The following is a 17,968-nucleotide window of genomic DNA, read 5'->3' as shown; positions in this document are numbered from 1 at the left end:
GGCCGACCTTTTCAACCGCGTTTTCTCAGTGAATGGATTTCAGGCAGTCGATGCGCTATTCGGTTGAAATAAAAAAATTCCTTTACAGCCAGTACTTTTATGGCGGCCTGCGCATCGCGGTCGGCGTGTCGTTACCGGCCGTATTGTGTCTGATCGTATTTCACGATCGCGAACTCGGCTTTACGATCGCGACCGGCGCACTCGGCGCCTGTGTGGTCGATATGCCGGGCCCGCTCAAGTACAAGCACAACGAGATGCTGGCGTGCACGGTGATCGGTTTTCTGTCCGCGCTCGCCACGGGTCTCGCTACCGTCAATGCGGTCGCGTTGTGGTGCACGGTCGTGCCGCTCACGTTCGTGCTCTCATTGATCGTCGTATATGGCAACCGCTGGCCGCAGATCAGCTTCGCCACGCTGTTCATGATGATCGTGACGCTGGAAGAGCACTTCACGCCGATGCAGGCGCTCGTCAATGCGTCGTGGATTCTGGTGGGCGGTCTCTGGTACACGTACTGGTCGACCTTCGTGAGCCGCTGGATGATGCATCGCATCGAACAGCAGGCGCTTGCCGAAAGTGTGTTCGCGTGCGCGGACTATCTCCTCGCACGCGCCGCCTTCTACGATCTCGATAACGATCTCGACGAGTGCTATCGCAATCTGGTCGACAAGCAGATCTCCGCGGTCGATCGTCAGGATGCTGCGCGCGACATCGTGCTGCGCAATCTGCCCAAACTGAAAACCGGCCGGCTCGAACCACGCCGGGCCATGCTGTTCAATCTGTTCATCAATACCGTCGATCTGCACGAGCTGTTTGTCGGCACGCATGTCGATTACTCGCTGGTGCGCAATACGTTTGGCGGCTCCGACCTGCTGGTGTTCTACCGCGACCTGATTCGCAAATCCGCAGCCGATCTCGAAGAAATTGGACTCGCGGTATTGCAAAACCAGCCGCCGCGTACGCGCGTGAACGTGAAAGCCGAATTGCGCGCCATTGAGTTCGAGATCGACCAGATGCGCAAGCAGGACCTGGCGGCCAAAAACCCCGAGGCTTATTCGGCGGTATCGTCCACCTTCCGGCGCATCTGGAGCGCCACGCGCCTGATCGACAAAATGCGCAAAAGCCTGTCGAGCGATCCGGGCGCGAGCGGCACTGAAACCGAACTGCGCCTCGACCAGGCGCTTTCCCGCTTCGTATCGAGCCGCCGCGTGCCATTCGGGCAAATCTTCTCGAATCTGACCATGGCCTCGCCGAGCTTCCGCCATGCGCTGCGCGTGACGATTGCGGTCGCCGTGGGTTTCTGGCTCGGCCGTCTGCTGCCGCTCACCAATGCATACTGGATCGTGATGACCACGGTCATCATTCTGAAGCCGGGCTATTCGCTGACCAAGCAGCGCAACGGGCAGCGGATCATCGGCACGCTGATCGGCTGTGCAGCGAGCATCGCGTTGATGATCTTCGTCAAGGAGCCGCACATCCTGCTGGTGGTGATGTTCGCGTCAATGGTGATGAGCTACAGCCTGTTGCTGTTCAATTACACGGCGAGCGTGGTGTTCACGTCTTCGTACGTGCTGCTCATGTTCCACCTGCTCGCGCCGGGCAGCATGCGCATCATCGGCGAACGCGCGATCGATACGGTGGTAGGCTGCGCGATCGCGATTGCGGCGAGCCACCTGTTCCCCTACTGGGAATACCGGTTGATGGGCAAGCTGGTCAACAACATGATCAACGCCACGCGGCAGTATCTGGAAGCGAGCTGGTGGTGGAGCGGCAAGCCGGCCGCCGCTGTGGTGGCCACGGTCACTGAAGCCGGCGCGTTCGCACCTGCCGCGGCAATGGCTGATCCGGCGATCGAATTCGGCAAGCCGGTTCGCGCGGTGGCAAACGCTGGAGCCAGTACGAGCGCCATCGCTGGTTCAGGCAGCGCCAGCAGTACCAGCAGTACCGCCACGGTCAGCAACGCGAGCACCAAGCCGGCCGGCGGCGCATCCCCTGCCGCTGCCGCCGCTGCAACCGCGCTCGATCGCGATTATCGCTACCGGCTCGCGCGCAAGAATGTCCACGTCGCGTTTGCCAATCTGGGCCAGGCGTTCCAGCGCATGATGCTCGAGCCAAAGTCCGCGCAGAAGTTCGTGCCGGAATTGAACGACCTGCTGGTGCGCAGCCACGTGCTCGCCTCGCAGATCACCGCGGCCGCGCCATTGCTGCGCACCTCCGCACAGCAGCAAGCCGACGGCGTCTCGCTACAGCCGTTGCAACGTGCGCTGAGTGTGGTCCGCGACAATCTGACCGAGGCCGAAGCAGGTAGCGCGCCACCTGCCGACCAGGGCGAACAGGTCAAACAGTTGATGCGTGAGCTGGATGTGATGGTGGTCGAGACGGAGAAATCGCCGGATTACTCGGCCGACGCCGTGCATGACATGAAATTGCTCGCCCATCAGTGCAAGCAGATGCTGACGGCGTCGGCGCAGATTCGCAAGGATGCGAGCGTGATTCGCCTGCCGGAGGCTTGACACAACGAGAGCCACAACAACGGCCAGGCCTCGTCGCTCGTCGTACGCGGTGTTTTCACCGCAGGCTTACAACACCCACCGGCAATCGACACCGCACGAGGCGCGGCCGCCAAGTCAGCCGCGACAGCGGTTCGACAATCGGCCGTGTCGTCTGCCTTACTGAGCAGCGCCGCTTGCGGGCTTCGCCACCGCAGCCGCCGCGTCTGAGGCAATCGTCGGCGCCGGCTCGTTCTGACGGTCGAACTCACGCTTTTCCGTGATGGCGTTATAGAAGAGCGTGGCGATCACCAGCAGTACCGCGACCACGATGAAAATAGCAATGCCAAAGGTCGGGTTCTTCTTGCGCGGCGGTTTGTTCATGAGGCGGGCTCGGTTCGCGAGGCGGTCGCGAATTGTGTCTGGGAAGGCGGCATTCTACGCCCACTGAGCTTGCGCGTGGCTTGCAGTCAACGCCCTTCCACCACCGCCGAAGGCCGCACCGGCAGCGCCGTCGAGTATTTGATCTGCTCCATCGCAAAACTGGAACTCACGTCGTACAGCGGCACGGCGGCGATCAACAACTTATAAACGCGATCGTAATCGTCGATGTCGGACACCACCACGCGTAACAGGTAGTCGGTTTCGCCGCTCATCCGGTAAACCTCCACCACCTCCGGAATGTCCTGCACCGCACGCGTAAAGGTCTGCGCCCAGGCCTCCGTGTGCTGATTCGTTCGCACCGCCACGAACACGGTCGTGCCCACGCCGAGTTTGCGCGCGTCGCACAGCGCCACCTGGGCACGAATCACGCCCGTCTCTTTCAGACGTTGCAGCCGCTTCCAACACGGCGTTTGTGACAGATTCACGCGCTGCGCCAGTTCGGCGATCGGCATCGTTGCGTCTTCCTGCAACAGTTCGAGCAGCTTCCGATCGATGATATCCATTCCCATCATCACGCCCCTATAGGAAATTATTCTACTTTTAAGACTATGAGTGGAATTATATGGAAACTCTTTCTCCAGGCAAACGGGTATAAATATCTCTGTCAAAAAATAACCGATAAGCAGCCACCCCGCTGCGCAGCGATCATGAGCCAAGACCTCCGTTCAACACCCGTCGCCCGTTCCTCCGCCCACGCCACGCAGTTTGCCGGGGCGCACGAAACGCCCGCGCACGCGCACCGCACCGCGCCGCTCGTCCACCTGTGCGAGGCGCTCGATGCGATGTTCGAAGCCTGCGTGAAATTCCCCGAACCTTCGAATTCGACCTTCTTCGCGCGCAGCATGCGCATCGCGCTCGCCGAAGCCGCGGCGAATCCCGCCTTGCTCACTCCGGTGCAACGCGAAGGCTCCGCTGAAAGTTATCGGCGTCATCTGCTGGCCGCCGATCCGCACGGCCGCTATGCGATTGCCGCGCTGGTATGGCTGCCGCGCCAGGCAAGCCCGGTGCACGCCCACCACACCTGGTGCGGCTACGCGGTGCTCGACGGCACGCTGAGCGAAACGGTCTTCGAATGGAACGGCGCGCAGCATTGCGCCAGCGCCACCCGAACCCAAGCACGCAATAGCGGCGCCGTGTCGTTTGTGCGTGGCGGCAGAAGCGGCATTCACCGGCTCGGCAATCTCAGCGACGCACCCGCCGTCTCGCTGCATATTTACGGCGTCGCGGGCGCGCAGATCGCCACGCACGTCAACGACATCGTGCGCGCCGCCGACGCACCGGCGCTCGTCTGAAACCTGCCTCCGCCGTACTCAGTTTTTGCCGCCCGCGTCACCCGCGGTCGGAATCTGCGGCGGGATCGGCGCAGTCTGGCCGGTCGGCGGCGGCGCCGGACGCGGTTCGTGCGACACGTCGCGCGCCGCCGCTACGGCAGCGTGCGCTACCCGCACCGAGCCGCCCATCCCGGCATGCACGTGTTCATGCCCATGTGCAAGTTCGTCGTCCTGCAAAGGCTGTCCTTCACTATCCTTCGATGACGTGTACACACGCATCTGCGGCACCGGAATCTCGATGCCGGCTTCGTCCATCTTGCGCTTGAGCCTCAGATTGAAGGCGCGCGCCACGCTCCATTGCTGCAACGGCCGCGTCTTGATCTGCCCTTTCACGACCATCCAGTTCGGATCGAAACGGTCGAGCCCCCACACCTCGATCGGCCCGAGCATTTCGCGCCGGTAGCGGAAGTCAGCCATCAGATCGGCGCCGACTTCGCGAATCAGTTGCGTGATCTGATCGACGTCGGTCGAGAACGACATCCGCACTTCGAACACCGCATAGGCGAAGTCGCGCGACAGGTTCTTGACGATCTTGATCTGCGAGAACGGAATCGCGTGAATCGCGCCTTGCCCGTCGCGCAAACGGACGGTGCGGATCGACAGATGCTCGACCGTGCCCGCATGGCCGCCGTCCACGTCGATCCAGTCGCCGACCGAAATCGTATCTTCGATGATGATGAACAGCCCCGTGATCAGGTCGGTCACGAGCGACTGCGCGCCGAAGCCGATCGCGAGACCAATCACACCGGCGCCGGCCAGCAGCGGCGTCACGTTGATGCCCAGGTTCGCCGCGGTGACAATGCCGGCAATCGTCATGATCGACACCAGCAACACGTTGCGCAGCAGCGGCAGCATCGTGCGCGCCCGCATGCTCGGATTACGCGACTTATTGCGCAAACTGCCTGGATTGAGCGTTTCGGTGATCGCGGTATCGACCAGAATCCACAGCAGCCATGAAATGAACACGGTTGCGATGATCGCGGTCACCGCATGCGCAATCCCCCGCGCCGCAACGTTTTCCTCCACGACTTCCGCGAGCGATACGCCCCACAAACGCGCCGCCAGTTCAAAGAAGAACAGCCAGATAAACAGCGTGAGCAGCGTGCCGCAAAAGCGCAGCAAGCGCGACAGATAAGGCGAGCGGCGCCGCGCGCGCGGGCTGCGCGGGCGCGTCATGCGCAACACGACGGCCGACAGGAAAAATGCGAGCACCAGCAGCAGTGCGGTCACCACCGAAATCTGCAGCACGTTTTCGCTGGAACCCGAGCCGCCGAGCGTGGCGACCACCGACGCGGTGGCGAGCACCAGCACCGGCACGTGCCAGAGCGAGGCGAGCACGTCGAACGCGTCGGTTGCGGCCTTGTGGTCGTTACGCTGCTCGTAAGCCCGGTTGCGGATCAGATGCGCGACGGGCCGGCGGAACGCCAGCGCGAAATAACCGGTGAGCACGGCAGCGGTCATGTTGGCGGCCGTCGAAATCAGCGCGGCGAGATTCGAGCCGAGCTGATGCTCGACGTCGTAGTTGACCGCCGCGTCGCCGAGCGCGGCGCATACGCCCACCACGAACAACATGCGCCGCGCGTGATCGAGCAGCAGGCGCACCGCAACCCGCCGATGCCCCGAGCCGAACAGCGAAAACATGATCAGACAGATCGCCGAAAACACCGCGCCCGCGACAATCGCGTAGGCCACCACCATGCCGAGCGTACGGCCGAGCGCATCGGGCATGGCGCGCACGAACAGCAAGGCGGCGAGAAAGGCGACGATCCACGGCCCGACGCGGCGCAGCGCGAAGATCAGCAGTTCGCGCGTGGTCGGATTCGGGTTGAGCCCCAGAACGATGCCAAAGCGCCGGTACAGCCGGTGTTGCACGTAGATCAGCGCGCCGGCGCACGCGCCCCAGCCGGCCAGCATGGCGATCATCGAAAAGAGGACGCGCCCGAAGCTCTCTTGCCCCTGACCCGAAATGATCGTGTAGAGCTCGTTGCCGGCCGCGTTGAAGCGGCCGCCCCAATAGCGCACCGGCGTGCGGCCTTGATGCACATCGGATTCGAACGACGCGATGCCCGACGCGATCGCCCCGAGCAAGCCAGGACTCGGCTGCGCGGGCGCGGGGGGCGTGACGTTTTGCGAGACCTCGCGCAGCTTTTTGAGCTGGGCGACCAGCGCGGTGCGCTGCCGGTCGTTGTCGAGCGTGGCGATCACGCTGTCGAGCGAGCGCGCCAGTTCGGCCTGGCTCGCGGGCGACGGCGCCGAGGCCGCGTCCGCGGACGAAGCGCCCGAGGCGGCAGACGCAGGCGTTGCCGTCGCGCTATTGATCAGGCTTTGCAACGCCGGAATGACCGGCGTGCCGGCGCCGGCAGCCTGTGCGGCGGTGGGCATCCAGCCGATGCAGAGAATCAGCGCAAGGCAGAGCGTGGCCGCCCACGCGCCGAACCACGCCGCAACGTGAGCACGAACAGCACGTCCAGCGCTGCATTCGATCTGACTGGAAGGAAAATGAAAGACGGCGCGAGTCGCCGGTTGTCCGCCGTTGGACGGCGCGGCCCCGGACTCACGCCGCGATGGGCATGCCTGCATGGCGATCCGCAAGAAAACGGGAGACGCCAGTGTAGCCGCAGTTTTACCGCAGGCGACCGAACATGCGTAACCGATTGTTAGGAGGCTTGCGCAAATTCGCGGATTCGCAAGCCCCCTTCGTCGCCCGGGCGGCCGCTACGGCGTATGCAACGGACTCGCGCGGCACGAGCCGCGCGTGGTCCATGCCGTCCATGCCATCCGTAAAGACTCAGTAAGCCGCCGTCGCGATCTGACGGACAAAACGGCCCTGCTCCAGTTCGTCGACGAAGGCGATCGCATAGTCTTCCGCGGAAATACGGCTATTGCCTTCGGCGTCGGCGATCAGGGTGTTCGCGCCCGTGCGGAACGTGCCGGTGCGCTCGCCCGGGGCAATCAGCGCGGCCGGCGCGAAGAAAGTCCAGTCGAGGTCGCTGACGCCACGGTAGTAATCGAATGCATCGCGGTGGGCCAGTGCGACTGCCTTGTAGGCGTCCGGGAACCCGTCCGCGTCGACCAGTTGCTTGCCCGGCGCGACTTCGAGCGAACCCGCGCCGCCCACCACCACGAGGCGCTTCACGCCCGCTGCGCGCACACCGTCGACCAGCGCATGGGTCGCCTTGCTCAACGCGGCAGGATCGTCGTGCGGCGGCGCATACGCGCTCGCCACCACATCGTGGCCGCGCACCGCGGCGCCGACACTCGCGGCGTCGAGCAGATCGGCCTGGGCGGCCTTCACATTCGCCAGATCCGCCGGCACGCGCGCCGGATTGCGCGCCAGTGCCGTCACCTGATGCCCGCGACGGGCCGCTTCCGCTGCGATCCGCGAACCAATCGTGCCCGTGGCGCCAAACAACGCAATCTTCAACTGTTTGCTCATTTCGAAACTCCTGTTAAATAAGCATATATGTAACCACATTGATTACATATAATCCGGAAAAAAGAGGGGCGTAAGCCCCCGTCCATTCTCAGGCGCACGTCCCGACTACGCCGTGCGCACCCTTCTGTCCCGCTTCTGTCCCGCTTCTGTCCTGCTTCTCTGCTACGTCACCCCTGCGAACGCCGCTTACGCTCACGCGCCCGTTCGGCGCGCACCACGTCGGCAGTGGCATCGGCCAGCGTACGCGCACTGAGCGACGCTTCCATGGCCTGCTGCGCATCGTCGATGATACCGCGCAGCACGACCTGAATATTGCGCCCCACCATGCACGCCGGATTCGGCTCCTCGCGATGCATGGCGAACAATTGCGCGTCGTCCACCGCGCGGTACACCTCGAGCAGGGTAATGCTCCCGGGCGCCCGGGCGAGCAACGCGCCGCCACCCGCGCCGAGTTGCGAGGTCGTGAGACCCGCATCGGCCAGCATGGTCAGCAGACGCCGGATCAGCGCAGGATTCGTATTCACGCTGCCCGCGATCATCTCCGACGAGAGCGGCACGCCCTCCTGCAACGACAGCAGCGCGAGCACGTGCACAGCAAACGCAAACCGGCTACTCGTATTCACAGCAAACCTGCCCGGCAACGACAATATGTAACCATGATAATTACATTTAATCCGACTGTCAAACGGGCGGCCAGAGGGGCAGCCCTGTCACTTGTCCATCTGCTTTTGCGCATCGCTGGCATCGCCCGATGCCGATGAGGAAGCCGAGCCGGCCGCCGCCGACGCCGAACTTTGCGCCGACCACTCCTGCAGCTTGCGCCCAGCCGTCTCGAGACCCTGGCCGGTCAGCGCCGCCGCCTTGCCGAGTTGCGCATTCGCCGTGCTCGCCGCGCCTTGCAGGTTGGCTTGCGCGGTCGATGCCAACGCGCCGGGATCGATCTTGAGCGACGGCGCGGAGGCCGCCGAGTCCAGGTTCTGCTGCGCGGTGGCCTTGGTCGCATCGACCTGCTGGCCAACGTAGCTGGCCGCCTGATCGAGCTTCTGGCTGGCGGCCTGCGCGACATCGTTGAGCTTGCCGGCGACCTGATCCGCCGACGCATCATTCTTCTGACAAGCCGCAAGGCCGCCGAACACGAGAGCGACAACGGCGGCGCGGCGCAACAACGGTGAGCGAATAGATAAAGTCATGTCGGTATGTGCTGTGTATGAGCCGCATCGAGCGGCTTTCGCATGCGAAAACGCGCCCATGATACGCCGTTGCGCCCGAGGCTCGACCCTGGAGCCGTCTGTTGGGCCGCAATCGCCGGCGCATCGGTGCCGTATCGATACCGCCTCGCAACCGCCTACGAGGGCAGTTCGCTCGCTGGAAAGGTGAGCTTCACGAGCAATCCATGGCCACCGGGCGCATCCTCAAGCGAAATCGTTCCTCGGTGCGCCCGTACGATCTCTCTCGCGATCGCAAGTCCCAGCCCGCTGCCCTCTTCGTCAGAGGCACGAAAAAACGGCTCGAATGCGCGCTCACGCAACGCCGCGGGAATGCCGGGCCCGTCGTCAAGCACATGGATGCCGACCACCCCCTCCGTCTGACTCGCCTCGATCGTAACTTGCGTGCCTTGGGGTGAGTACCGGATCGCGTTGTCCAGCAGATTCGACAGCACTTCTGAAAGCAGCGTCTCGCTGCCCGTGACGAAGAGCGGCGCTGCGATGGAGACGACGAGTTCGATGCCGCGACGCCGTGCAGCCAGCGCGAGTTTCTCGATCGCGCGTGCCGTGACTTCCCGCACGTCGACTACTTCTCCTTCGAACGCCGTGTAGTCGGCCGCCTCGGCCTGCGCAAGCATCAGCAGTTGATTGATCAGCGTAACCATTGCCCGGTTGCTGTGGTGCATGGCCAGCAGCGTTTCTCTCACGTCGTCGAGGCTGCCCTGACGCCGCGCGTATTGCAGTTGCATCCCGAGCAGCGTCAGCGGCGTGCGGATCTGGTGCGCGGCATCGGCAATGAAACGCCGCTGGGTCAATCCCTGTCGCTCGATAATGTCGAGACAGGCATTGAAAGCGGCAATCAGCGGATGCAGCTCGGCATGGACATCGGCCGTATCGATTCGAACCCGCGTGAGCGACGGCTGCGCGGCGAGACCTCTCGCCAGTCTTTCGAGCGGCCGCAGCTCCAGCGTCAGCCCAACACAGACCAGCACCAATGCCGCCGCGATGCTGCTGACGATATACGCGAGTTGCGGCTTCCACAGCGACGCGACCATCGCGTCCCGGGCGATCTGCGTGCGCCCAACCGACACCACGACGTCGACGATCCTGCCGGCGTCGTACATGGGCCGCTTTAGCGTGACGGCGCGGATCGGCATCTGCGAGACACGTGCGTCGTACCAATAGGGCGAATCCGAAGGGCGCGTCCGCGGAAAATCGGAGGTCCCGGCAATGACGGGTCCGCCCGCGATCTCGACACGATAAAAAACCTGATCGCCTTGCGGCGTGCCGACGATCTGGATCGTGCTGGGCGACACGGAGGCGACCAGATCGTTGCCGCTCCAGCGCACGTCGGCCGCCATCACGCGCGCGGCGGCGAGCAGCGCCGCATCTTGCAGCAGATCGGCCGTGCGCCGCGCGTTGGCAAGCGTGAGCCAGCCCGCGACGAGGCCAAATGCCGTCATCGGCACAATGACCCAGAGCAGGAGCCGCGCGCGCAGGCTACGCTTGCGGTTCTTCATTTTCCAGCAGATAGCCGAGCCCACGCAGCGTGATGATGGCCGCCGTGCTCTTCTCGATCTTCTTTCTCAGACGCGACACGTAGATTTCGATCGCGTCGCCGCTTGGCGGTGCGTCCTTATCGGTCACGGCCTCGGCCAGCACGGCCTTCGACACCGTGCGCCCCGCTTGCAGGATCAGCGCTTCGAGCACGGCATGCTCGCGCGGCGTAAGCGACAGCGGGTCATCGTCGACGAAGAACTGGCGGCGGTCCATGTCGTAGAGCAAGCTGCCGCAGCGGATGCGGTTCGAGCGCGCGGGCGCATGCCGGCGCGCCAGCACCTTGATGCGCGCCACGAGTTCGCGGTCGTCGAAGGGCTTGACGACGTAATCGTCGGCGCCCTCACTCAGACAGATCACCTTTTCGCCGACATCGCCCGTTGCGGTCAGGACCAGCACGGGCGTGTCGTTGGCATTCTTGCGCATGCGGCGCAGTAGCGCCTTGCCTGACATACCCGGCAGGTTCAGATCGAGCAGCACGACGTCGTAGCGCGCGTCGCGCAGTAACGCCTCGGCGGTTTCGCCGTCGAGCGCGTGCTCGACGAGGAAACCCTCGTCGGTCAAGGTCTTCGACAACCAATGCGCGAGTTGCCGGTTATCTTCGATCAGCAGAAGTCTCATTGCCCAGAAAAGCTATGCCATCTTGTAGCCGTTGCGCGCCTGTCGCGAACGGTAGAGCAGCAGCGTTGCCACGGCGCCGCATAATCCGGCCATACCCATCCATGCGCCGGGCGCGGCCTTGTCCCCGGTGAAGTGGATCAGCGAGGTCGAGACGGCCGGTGTGAAGCCGCCGACCAGCGTAGCGAGGCTGTAAGCCATCGAGAAACCAGTCGTGCGCACGTGGGCCGGCATCAGTTCGGTGAGCGCCACCACCATGGCGCCGTTGTACCACGCATAGAGCACCGAAAACCAGAGCTCCACCAGCAGGAGCCGCTCGAACGACGGCGCCGCGACCAGCCACCGCATCGCCGGATACGACGTCGCCATGGTGAGCACGGTGAAGAGTAGCAGGATGGGACGCCGTCCGACACGATCGGACACCGCGCCGGAAATCGGTAGCCAGAACAGGTTCGATACGCCCACGCAGACGGTGACGACCAGCGAATCGATGGCCGACAGATGTAGCACGGTTTTGCCGAACGTCGGCGTGTAGGTCGTGATCAGATAGAACGAGGCGGTGGTCATCACGACGAGCCCCATGCCCGTCACGATCAGACCCGCGTTGTCGCGCATCGACTTCATGATTTCGCCGAATCCCGGATGGTGTTTGCGCGCCGCGAACTCGTCGGTCTCACGCAGCGTGCGCCGAATGAGCAACAGAAACGGCACGATCAGGCAGCCGATCAGGAACGGTATGCGCCAGCCCCATGCGCTCACCGCGCTCGCGGGCAGCAGTTGATTGAGCAGCACGCCGAGCGACGCCGCGAAGATGACGGCGACCTGCTGGCTGCCCGATTGCCACGAGCAGAAGAAACCGCGTTTGCCGGGCGGTGCGATCTCCGCGAGATAGACGGACACGCCGCCGAGTTCGACGCCCGCGGAGAAGCCTTGCAGGAGACGCCCGATCAGCACGATCACAGGCGCCGCGATGCCGATCGTCGCATAGCCGGGAACGAACGCCACGCATGCGGTGCCGACCGCCATCAGCCCGAGCGACAGGATCAGGCCTTTGCGCCGCCCGTGACGGTCGATGTACGCGCCCAGCACCAGCGCACCAATTGGCCGCATGAGGAAGCCCGCGCCGAACACGGAAAGCGCAAGCAGCAACGAGACGAATTCGTTGTCCGCGGGAAAGAAGGTGTGGGCGATCGCACCGGCGTAATAGGCGTAGACCGTAAAGTCATACATCTCGAGAAAGTTGCCGCTGACCACGCGGAAAACTGCTCGAAACAGCGATTCCGGACGACGGGTAATGGCTGGTTCCATGGTGCTCTCTGATAGCGTAAGGACGAGTTTCGACAACCGGCGCACGCGTGGCGTGTGCCGGGCAATCGTTGCAGTGGGTAGATCGGGCGGCTAGGCGATATCCATCACGGCCTTGCCCGCCTGACGGCGTTCTTCGAGCGCGGCGTGCGCCGCCTCGACGGTGTCCAGCGTGTAACGGCCGTTGATCTCCACGCGCAGCGCGCCCTGCTGGATGGCGTCGAAGATATCGTCGGCGCGCCGCTGGACGGTTTCACCATCGGCGAGATGGTCGGCCAGGCGTGGCCGCGTGAGGAAGAGCGAGCCGGCCTCGCCCAGCTCATACGGATCGAAGTCGCGCATCGGGCCGGTGACGGAGCCGTAGTTGACGACGAGGCCACGTGTTCGCGTCGCCCGGAAGCTGTCGCGCAGCGTCGTGCGGCCCACCGCGTCGAACACGACGTCGACGCCTTTGCCATGCGTCAGCTCGCGGATGCGGTCGGCGAACGCGCCGTCCTCGTACATCAGCACGTGATCGGCGCCGCGCGATTTCGCGAGCGCCGCCTTGTCGGGCGAACTGGTCGTGGCAAACACCTGCGCGCCGCGCCGCTTCGCAAGCTGCACCAGCAACTGTCCGATACCGCCGGACGCCGCATGCACGAGGCACGTGCTGCCCGGCCCGATGTGCGCGACATCCTCGAGCAGATAGTGGGCGGTCGCCCCCTGGAAAATCGCCGCGGCGGCGATGTCGTAGCCGATCCCGTCCGGCAGTTTCGCGAGACGTGCGGCGGGCACCACCGCATACTCAGCGTACGCGCCCCACGAGATGCACCAGGCCACCCGGTCGCCCTTGCGACACGACGTGACGCCCGCGCCCACTTCGACGACTTCGCCCGCGCCTTCCATACCGAGCGTGCACGGAAGCCTCACGGGGTACGTGCGCGAATCGCGATACTTGCCCTGCCGCGTGTGGACGTCCATGAAGTTGATGCCTGCCGTAACGACGCGCACCAGCACTTCGCCGGGCGACGGCTTCGGCACGTCGATCTCGACGCGCCGAAGCACCTCGGGGCCGCCGTACTCGTGAATCTGGATGGCTCGCATGGCAAAAAATCTCCGGTATGTGCAAACAGAATGGGGTAGCGAGGTTCAGTGCGACCCTGCGGCCCGCTCGTCCGATGCGCCCGCGGGTGCAGGCGCGACGAAGCGGTTGGTATAGGTGCGCGCGAGGTCGATGTGCCGCTGCGCTATCTCGGGGTTGGCGCGGGCCAGCACCGCGAGCACGGTGGCCGGTGCGTCCGCCGGCATCGCGCCGGTCGGCGAATACGCCGGTTTTGCGATCGCCAGCGCCTGCCGGTAGAGCGCCGGGTCGTCACCCCGGATCCTTGCGGGTACAGCGGCCGCGATAGCGGCTTCGTCATGCGTCTGGATGAAACGCAGCGCGTCACGCACGGCATGCACCAGCCGCGCCGTCGCGTCCTGGTGGAGATCGATCCAGTCGCGTTGCATGTAGAGACACGCGCCCGCGTACGCTCCGCCCAGTTGCGCGCGCGTGTCTTTTACGCTGCGCATGTCGACGAGCGGCGTGGCTTCGAGTCGAGTCAGCATGCGTGTCGCAGTCGGCTCTTCGATCATGCCCGCATCGACCTTGCCGTCGACAATGGCCTGCTCGAACGCGGACTCGTTGGCGAGCGGCACCACCGTGTACTCGCCGGACGGCACGCCCGCGCGCTCGACGAGGTAGCGCGTCAGGAAGTAAGTCGACGATCCGAAGCCGGTCACGCCAAGCCGGCGCCCTTTCGCGTCAGCCATCGTCGCCATGCCGCCGCCGCGCCGCCCAAGTTCGATGAGACCGGCAGACAAGCCCAGCACGACCACCGACTGCACATCCAGACCATGGCTTTGCAGCTCGATTGTGTGATCGTAATAACCGACCGCGCCCTGTATCGCACCCGCCACGAGTTCCGTCGACGTATCGATGCCGGCGGGCGCGGAGACCACGCGCACATCGAGCCCCTCCCGGCGAAAATAGCCGAGCTGGTCTGCAAGAATCACCGGCAGATAAATCAGTTTTGCGGCACCGCCGGTCATCAGCACAATGGGTTGCGCGCTCACGACGCGTACCGCCGTCAGCGCCACGATGCAGAACAGTACGCGGATCAGGGTTGCGGTGTGGCGCGGCATTCCTGTCTCCTCACAGTTGAAACAGCGCCTGTCAGGGCAGGCTTTGGCATGCGAGGCAGTATAAGTAAAGGCGCCCTTCTGATTGCTTTCCGTGGGCAAACTGTTTTCTCAGTAGTTTCCCGATTCGTTTCCGATCCGCGCGGCGTGCCGGCAACGCCTGTTCGTCGCGGTTCTGTCAAACGCGTTGGAGTAGACTGACTGCCCGCTCGATGTATTCCGTTGATCAACTGGAGGCATGCGATGGCAGCAAAGAAGATTCTGTTCCTGACCGGCGACTTCGCCGAGGATTACGAAACGATGGTGCCGTTTCAGGCACTACAGGCCGTCGGCCACGTGGTCGACGCGGTCTGTCCGGACAAGAAAGCCGGCGAGAAGATCAAGACCGCCATTCATGATTTCGAAGGCGACCAGACCTACACGGAAAAGCCTGGCCACCAGTTCACGCTCAATGCAACCTTCGACGACGCCGACCCCCGTCAATATGACGCGCTGGCGATCGCGGGCGGCCGCGCGCCCGAGTATCTGCGGCTCAATCACAAGGTCATCGAACTGGTGCGGCAGTTCGCCGAAGCGGGCAAGCCGATCGCCGCGATCTGCCACGCGGCGCAACTACTGGCTGCCGCCGACGTGATTCGCGGCAAGCGCATTTCCGCCTATCCGGCCTGCGCGCCCGAAGTCAAGCTGGCCGGTGGCGAATATGCCGACATTCCGGTCGACGCGGCGATCACCGATGCCAACTTCGTGACCGCGCCCGCGTGGCCGGCTCACCCTGAGTGGCTGCGTCAATTCCTCGTGCTGCTCGGCACCCGGATCGAACTCTGATCTCGAGGCAAGCGCGCATGGCCCTCACGGCCATGTGCGCGCGCTAAAACCACACCTTCATTTGAGATTAGTCCGATAGTTCTCAGCGAAAGACTTTCCTATAGTCGCCGGTTGACTTGGGAGCCTTTTTCGATGGAACTGACTGACTGGATCGTCATCCTCGCCGTCACACTGATGGCCATTGCTTTTTTCTGTGCGCGCACACGGGCCAACTGGTCGCGAGAAAACCGCGCACGGCGTCTGGCGGGTACGCGCCTACTGGTACAAGCGGCGTGCGCGTTATGGGCGGCGCTGTTGATCGCCGCGCGCGGCCTGTTTGCGCTCGACGGCCTGCCCGGCCTGCACCCGGCGCCGCTCGAAGCGCTGACCGGCGTTGCGATCCTGACCTGCTGCGGCTGCTACTGGTCGATTCGCGGCAGCAAACTGCTCAAATCACGCCGGCTCTTTACTGCGTACTGATTGCTGCGTACTGATTACTGCGCACTGGTTAGCGCGTACCGATGCCGGGCGCGGCGTCGGCAACATGCGCCGCACCACCACCAGGTTCCGCACCATCGCGGTCCCCGACGCCCGCACGCGCTTCACGTCCACCACGAACCGCGTGAGCGCCCTCCGCCAGCGTGACAGGCGTTTCGACAGACCGCTGCGCGGTCCGCGCCGCGGCTTCGGGCAGCGACAGATAGAACGTCGTGCCCTTCCCCTCTTTCGACTCCGCCCACACTCGCCCGCCGTGGCGCTCCACCACGCGCCGCACGAGCGCAAGACCAATGCCCTCGCCCGCGGCCACATTGCCGTGCAGCCGCTGGAACGCGTTGAAAAGCCTCGGCAGCGCGACCGCCGGAATGCCCAGGCCATTGTCCCGCACGTAGAAAATCCGTAGCGAATGCACGCCCGGCGGCGCCGGCGTCGTACCGATTTCGATCAGGCCTTCGCGCGCCGGGTCAAGATAATTGACCGCGTTGCCGATCAGGTTCGCGAACACCTGTTCAAGCGCGGTCGGGTCGCCCCACACCGCCGGCAGTTCGTCGACGATCACATGCGCCCGGCGGGCGCGGATCGACCCCTGCATGGCATCGACCACGCGCGGCACGATATCGCGCACTTCGACCTTTTGCTGCCGGTACTCGACCCGGCCGACACGCGACAGCCGCAACAGCGCGTCGATGATATGAGATGCCCGCAACACGGCCGTCTGCAGGAAGTGCAACGCCTCGCCGATATCCTCGTCCACCACCCGTTCGATGTGCTGCCGCGGTTGCGCCGCGAGCGACGACTGGCGCAGCACCGCACGCAGTTCGTCGCAGGCGCGCGTCAGTTCTTTCGAGAAACCTTGCAGATTCACCAGCGGTGCACGCAAGTCGTGCGACACGCTGTAGATAAACATTTCGTTTTCCTGGGTCTGTTGCCGCAAGGTCTCGTTGATGCGCGCCAGTTCACCGGCGCGGCGCGCGAGATCGGCCTGGAAACGCGCCTGAATGCGCTCGGCTTCGAGCAGACGCCGGCTGGTTTCATGCAAGGTCAGATCGAGCCGGGCGATTTCGTCGCGGCCCGCGCCGATTGGCGCCAGCGGCTCGTTGCCCGCGAGGCGCCCGGCGTTATCGGACAGGAGCGCGAGCCGGCCGCGCACGCCACGCGTGAACAACCAGACAGCCAGCGCAACAAACAGCAAGGAGCCGAGCACGGCCGCGACGACCAGCATCTGCTGGCGTTCGCGCGCGGCGCCGGCGGCACTCGAGCGCAACGTGTCGAGGCGCCGCTCCTCGGCCTGGAAGGCCGCCACCTGCTGACGGAAACGGTCGAGCACGTCGGCCGCGCTCAGGTCGCGAAAGCGATCGAGCAGATCGCGCCGCCGCCCCGAATGCAGCATGTCCTGAACCCGGTCCGACCATTGGCGATACCCCTGCACCGCCTGGCGCACCTGCACCACGCGCTCGACTTGCGCCGGGTTGTCGGCAACCAGTTCGGCCAGTTGATCGATGCGGCGATCGACGTCCATCCACAGCGTGACCGGCGTGGTAAAGCGCGTGTTGTTGGCGAGCACCGCGCCGCGCAGCGCCACGGACTCACCCAGCACCGGATCGAGAATCGCGGTGGTCTGGCGCAGCACGTCTTCGCTATGGATAGCCCACTGCTCGGCGAGCGCCGTGTCGGACTGCGCCTTGACCAGGCCGGACAGCAGCGCCAGTTCGAAGAAAGCCGGAATTGCGATCAGCAACAGGCCTTTAGTGGTCAGTCTCATGCGTGCGCATTAGAGGTCGGTGGCCGGCAGATCATGCACGGGGACGGCACATTATGTCGGCGTTTGCGCAGGAAGACAAAGACGGCGCGCCACCAACCCTGTTTGCGCCTTCACAAACCGCTCTATGCGCAACGATTGCGCATAGAGCGTCAGGTATTTGAATTAAACGTAAATAAAATCGAATATTTCGCCCCTATTTGGATCATGAGGACCGGGGTGAAACCATCATGCACTCAAGTTGTGCTTTCTCCGTCATTCGAGGTGCAAGGGAGGGCTGCCACTCAATCGGCAACACAGCATACAAAACCTATTCCGGTGCGCTTTTGCACCTCATCGACCTCTGTTGGCACAAATTTGGCCCG

At 64.1% G+C, this 17,968-nt stretch carries 16 protein-coding genes; 4 read left to right on the top strand and 12 right to left on the bottom strand.

The annotated features are described in order from the left end of the window. The first annotated feature begins 50 nt into the window (after positions 1-50). The gene (locus tag PQR67_RS16670; protein ID WP_408461165.1) at positions 51-2,510 is read left to right on the top strand and encodes an FUSC family protein; all 2,460 of its coding nucleotides are present in this window, start codon (positions 51-53) and stop codon (positions 2,508-2,510) included. A gap of 156 nt (positions 2,511-2,666) precedes the next feature. Here the strand turns inward: PQR67_RS16670 and PQR67_RS16665 are convergent, their stop codons facing one another. Together PQR67_RS16665 and PQR67_RS16660 are read right to left on the bottom strand one after the other, a co-directional pair. Continuing rightward, positions 2,667-2,870 (bottom strand): hypothetical protein, encoded by a 204-nt coding sequence (locus PQR67_RS16665; RefSeq protein ID WP_408461162.1) that lies wholly within the window; start codon positions 2,868-2,870, stop codon positions 2,667-2,669. 86 nt (positions 2,871-2,956) lie between these two features. Continuing rightward, complete coding sequence (locus PQR67_RS16660; RefSeq protein WP_408461302.1) at positions 2,957-3,439, bottom strand: Lrp/AsnC family transcriptional regulator; 483 nt, start codon at positions 3,437-3,439, stop codon at positions 2,957-2,959. 273 nt (positions 3,440-3,712) lie between these two features. On the opposite strand from PQR67_RS16660, the gene PQR67_RS16655 reads away from it, so the two are divergent. Beyond that, complete coding sequence (locus PQR67_RS16655) at positions 3,713-4,222, top strand: cysteine dioxygenase family protein (RefSeq protein ID WP_408461299.1); 510 nt, start codon at positions 3,713-3,715, stop codon at positions 4,220-4,222. 18 nt (positions 4,223-4,240) lie between these two features. On the opposite strand, the gene PQR67_RS16650 is transcribed toward PQR67_RS16655, so the two are convergent. From PQR67_RS16650 to PQR67_RS16610, 9 genes are all read right to left on the bottom strand, one after another. Beyond that, entirely contained in the window at positions 4,241-6,841 is a 2,601-nt protein-coding gene (locus tag PQR67_RS16650) for a mechanosensitive ion channel family protein (protein ID WP_408461159.1), read from the bottom strand. 208 nt (positions 6,842-7,049) lie between these two features. Next, the gene (locus PQR67_RS16645) at positions 7,050-7,697 is read right to left on the bottom strand and encodes an NAD(P)-dependent oxidoreductase (RefSeq protein ID WP_408461156.1); all 648 of its coding nucleotides are present in this window, start codon (positions 7,695-7,697) and stop codon (positions 7,050-7,052) included. A 167-nt stretch (positions 7,698-7,864) separates the two neighbouring features. Further along, complete coding sequence (locus PQR67_RS16640; RefSeq protein WP_408461154.1) at positions 7,865-8,320, bottom strand: Rrf2 family transcriptional regulator; 456 nt, start codon at positions 8,318-8,320, stop codon at positions 7,865-7,867. An 87-nt stretch (positions 8,321-8,407) separates the two neighbouring features. Then, positions 8,408-8,887 carry a BCAL1086 family glycoprotein gene (locus tag PQR67_RS16635; protein ID WP_408461151.1) on the bottom strand — a complete coding sequence of 160 codons (480 nt, stop codon included), beginning with the start codon at positions 8,885-8,887 and terminating at the stop codon, positions 8,408-8,410. Between the two features lie 155 nt (positions 8,888-9,042). After that, a complete protein-coding gene (locus PQR67_RS16630; protein ID WP_408461148.1) occupies positions 9,043-10,422 on the bottom strand; it encodes a sensor histidine kinase in 1,380 nt (459 codons plus the stop codon). Next, positions 10,403-11,080, bottom strand: a complete 678-nt coding sequence (locus PQR67_RS16625; protein WP_408461145.1) for a response regulator — start codon at positions 11,078-11,080, stop codon at positions 10,403-10,405. Before PQR67_RS16625 ends, PQR67_RS16630 begins: the two co-directional genes overlap by 20 nt. 12 nt (positions 11,081-11,092) lie before the next feature. After that, positions 11,093-12,385, bottom strand: a complete 1,293-nt coding sequence (locus tag PQR67_RS16620) for an MFS transporter (protein ID WP_408461142.1) — start codon at positions 12,383-12,385, stop codon at positions 11,093-11,095. 90 nt (positions 12,386-12,475) lie between these two features. After that, a complete protein-coding gene (locus PQR67_RS16615; protein WP_408461140.1) occupies positions 12,476-13,465 on the bottom strand; it encodes a quinone oxidoreductase family protein in 990 nt (329 codons plus the stop codon). Between the two features lie 45 nt (positions 13,466-13,510). Then, the gene (locus PQR67_RS16610) at positions 13,511-14,545 is read right to left on the bottom strand and encodes an ABC transporter substrate-binding protein (protein ID WP_408461137.1); all 1,035 of its coding nucleotides are present in this window, start codon (positions 14,543-14,545) and stop codon (positions 13,511-13,513) included. A gap of 240 nt (positions 14,546-14,785) precedes the next feature. Here PQR67_RS16610 and PQR67_RS16605 point away from each other — a divergent pair, with 240 nt between their 5' ends. After that, on the top strand, positions 14,786-15,367 hold the full coding sequence (locus PQR67_RS16605) for a DJ-1/PfpI family protein (protein WP_408461134.1): 582 nt from the start codon (positions 14,786-14,788) through the stop codon (positions 15,365-15,367). Between the two features lie 132 nt (positions 15,368-15,499). After that, on the top strand, positions 15,500-15,826 hold the full coding sequence (locus tag PQR67_RS16600; RefSeq protein ID WP_408461131.1) for a hypothetical protein: 327 nt from the start codon (positions 15,500-15,502) through the stop codon (positions 15,824-15,826). A 28-nt stretch (positions 15,827-15,854) separates the two neighbouring features. Here the strand turns inward: PQR67_RS16600 and PQR67_RS16595 are convergent, their stop codons facing one another. Continuing rightward, positions 15,855-17,606, bottom strand: a complete 1,752-nt coding sequence (locus PQR67_RS16595) for a sensor histidine kinase (RefSeq protein ID WP_408461129.1) — start codon at positions 17,604-17,606, stop codon at positions 15,855-15,857. Positions 17,607-17,968: the final 362 nt, after the last annotated feature.

This window comes from Paraburkholderia fungorum (assembly GCF_046026025.1).
Taxonomy (GTDB): domain Bacteria; phylum Pseudomonadota; class Gammaproteobacteria; order Burkholderiales; family Burkholderiaceae; genus Paraburkholderia; species Paraburkholderia fungorum_E.
This window is presented reverse-complemented; position numbering and strand designations above follow the sequence as displayed.

Bases quoted from the DNA above. Each gene is read 5' to 3' on its own strand.
- PQR67_RS16655 (WP_408461299.1), top strand. From the start codon at position 3,713: ATGTTCGAAGCCTGCGTGAAATTCCCCGAACCTTCGAATTCGACCTTC.
- PQR67_RS16615 (WP_408461140.1), bottom strand. From the start codon at position 13,465: ATGCGAGCCATCCAGATTCACGAGTACGGCGGCCCCGAGGTGCTTCGG.
- PQR67_RS16600 (WP_408461131.1), top strand. From the start codon at position 15,500: ATGGAACTGACTGACTGGATCGTCATCCTCGCCGTCACACTGATGGCC.
- PQR67_RS16595 (WP_408461129.1), bottom strand. From the start codon at position 17,606: ATGAGACTGACCACTAAAGGCCTGTTGCTGATCGCAATTCCGGCTTTC.
- PQR67_RS16670 (WP_408461165.1), top strand. From the start codon at position 51: ATGCGCTATTCGGTTGAAATAAAAAAATTCCTTTACAGCCAGTACTTT.
- PQR67_RS16620 (WP_408461142.1), bottom strand. From the start codon at position 12,385: ATGGAACCAGCCATTACCCGTCGTCCGGAATCGCTGTTTCGAGCAGTT.
- PQR67_RS16635 (WP_408461151.1), bottom strand. From the start codon at position 8,887: ATGACTTTATCTATTCGCTCACCGTTGTTGCGCCGCGCCGCCGTTGTC.
- PQR67_RS16605 (WP_408461134.1), top strand. From the start codon at position 14,786: ATGGCAGCAAAGAAGATTCTGTTCCTGACCGGCGACTTCGCCGAGGAT.
- PQR67_RS16660 (WP_408461302.1), bottom strand. From the start codon at position 3,439: ATGGGAATGGATATCATCGATCGGAAGCTGCTCGAACTGTTGCAGGAA.
- PQR67_RS16645 (WP_408461156.1), bottom strand. From the start codon at position 7,697: ATGAGCAAACAGTTGAAGATTGCGTTGTTTGGCGCCACGGGCACGATT.
- PQR67_RS16610 (WP_408461137.1), bottom strand. From the start codon at position 14,545: ATGCCGCGCCACACCGCAACCCTGATCCGCGTACTGTTCTGCATCGTG.
- PQR67_RS16650 (WP_408461159.1), bottom strand. From the start codon at position 6,841: ATGCAGGCATGCCCATCGCGGCGTGAGTCCGGGGCCGCGCCGTCCAAC.
- PQR67_RS16625 (WP_408461145.1), bottom strand. From the start codon at position 11,080: ATGAGACTTCTGCTGATCGAAGATAACCGGCAACTCGCGCATTGGTTG.
- PQR67_RS16665 (WP_408461162.1), bottom strand. From the start codon at position 2,870: ATGAACAAACCGCCGCGCAAGAAGAACCCGACCTTTGGCATTGCTATT.
- PQR67_RS16630 (WP_408461148.1), bottom strand. From the start codon at position 10,422: ATGAAGAACCGCAAGCGTAGCCTGCGCGCGCGGCTCCTGCTCTGGGTC.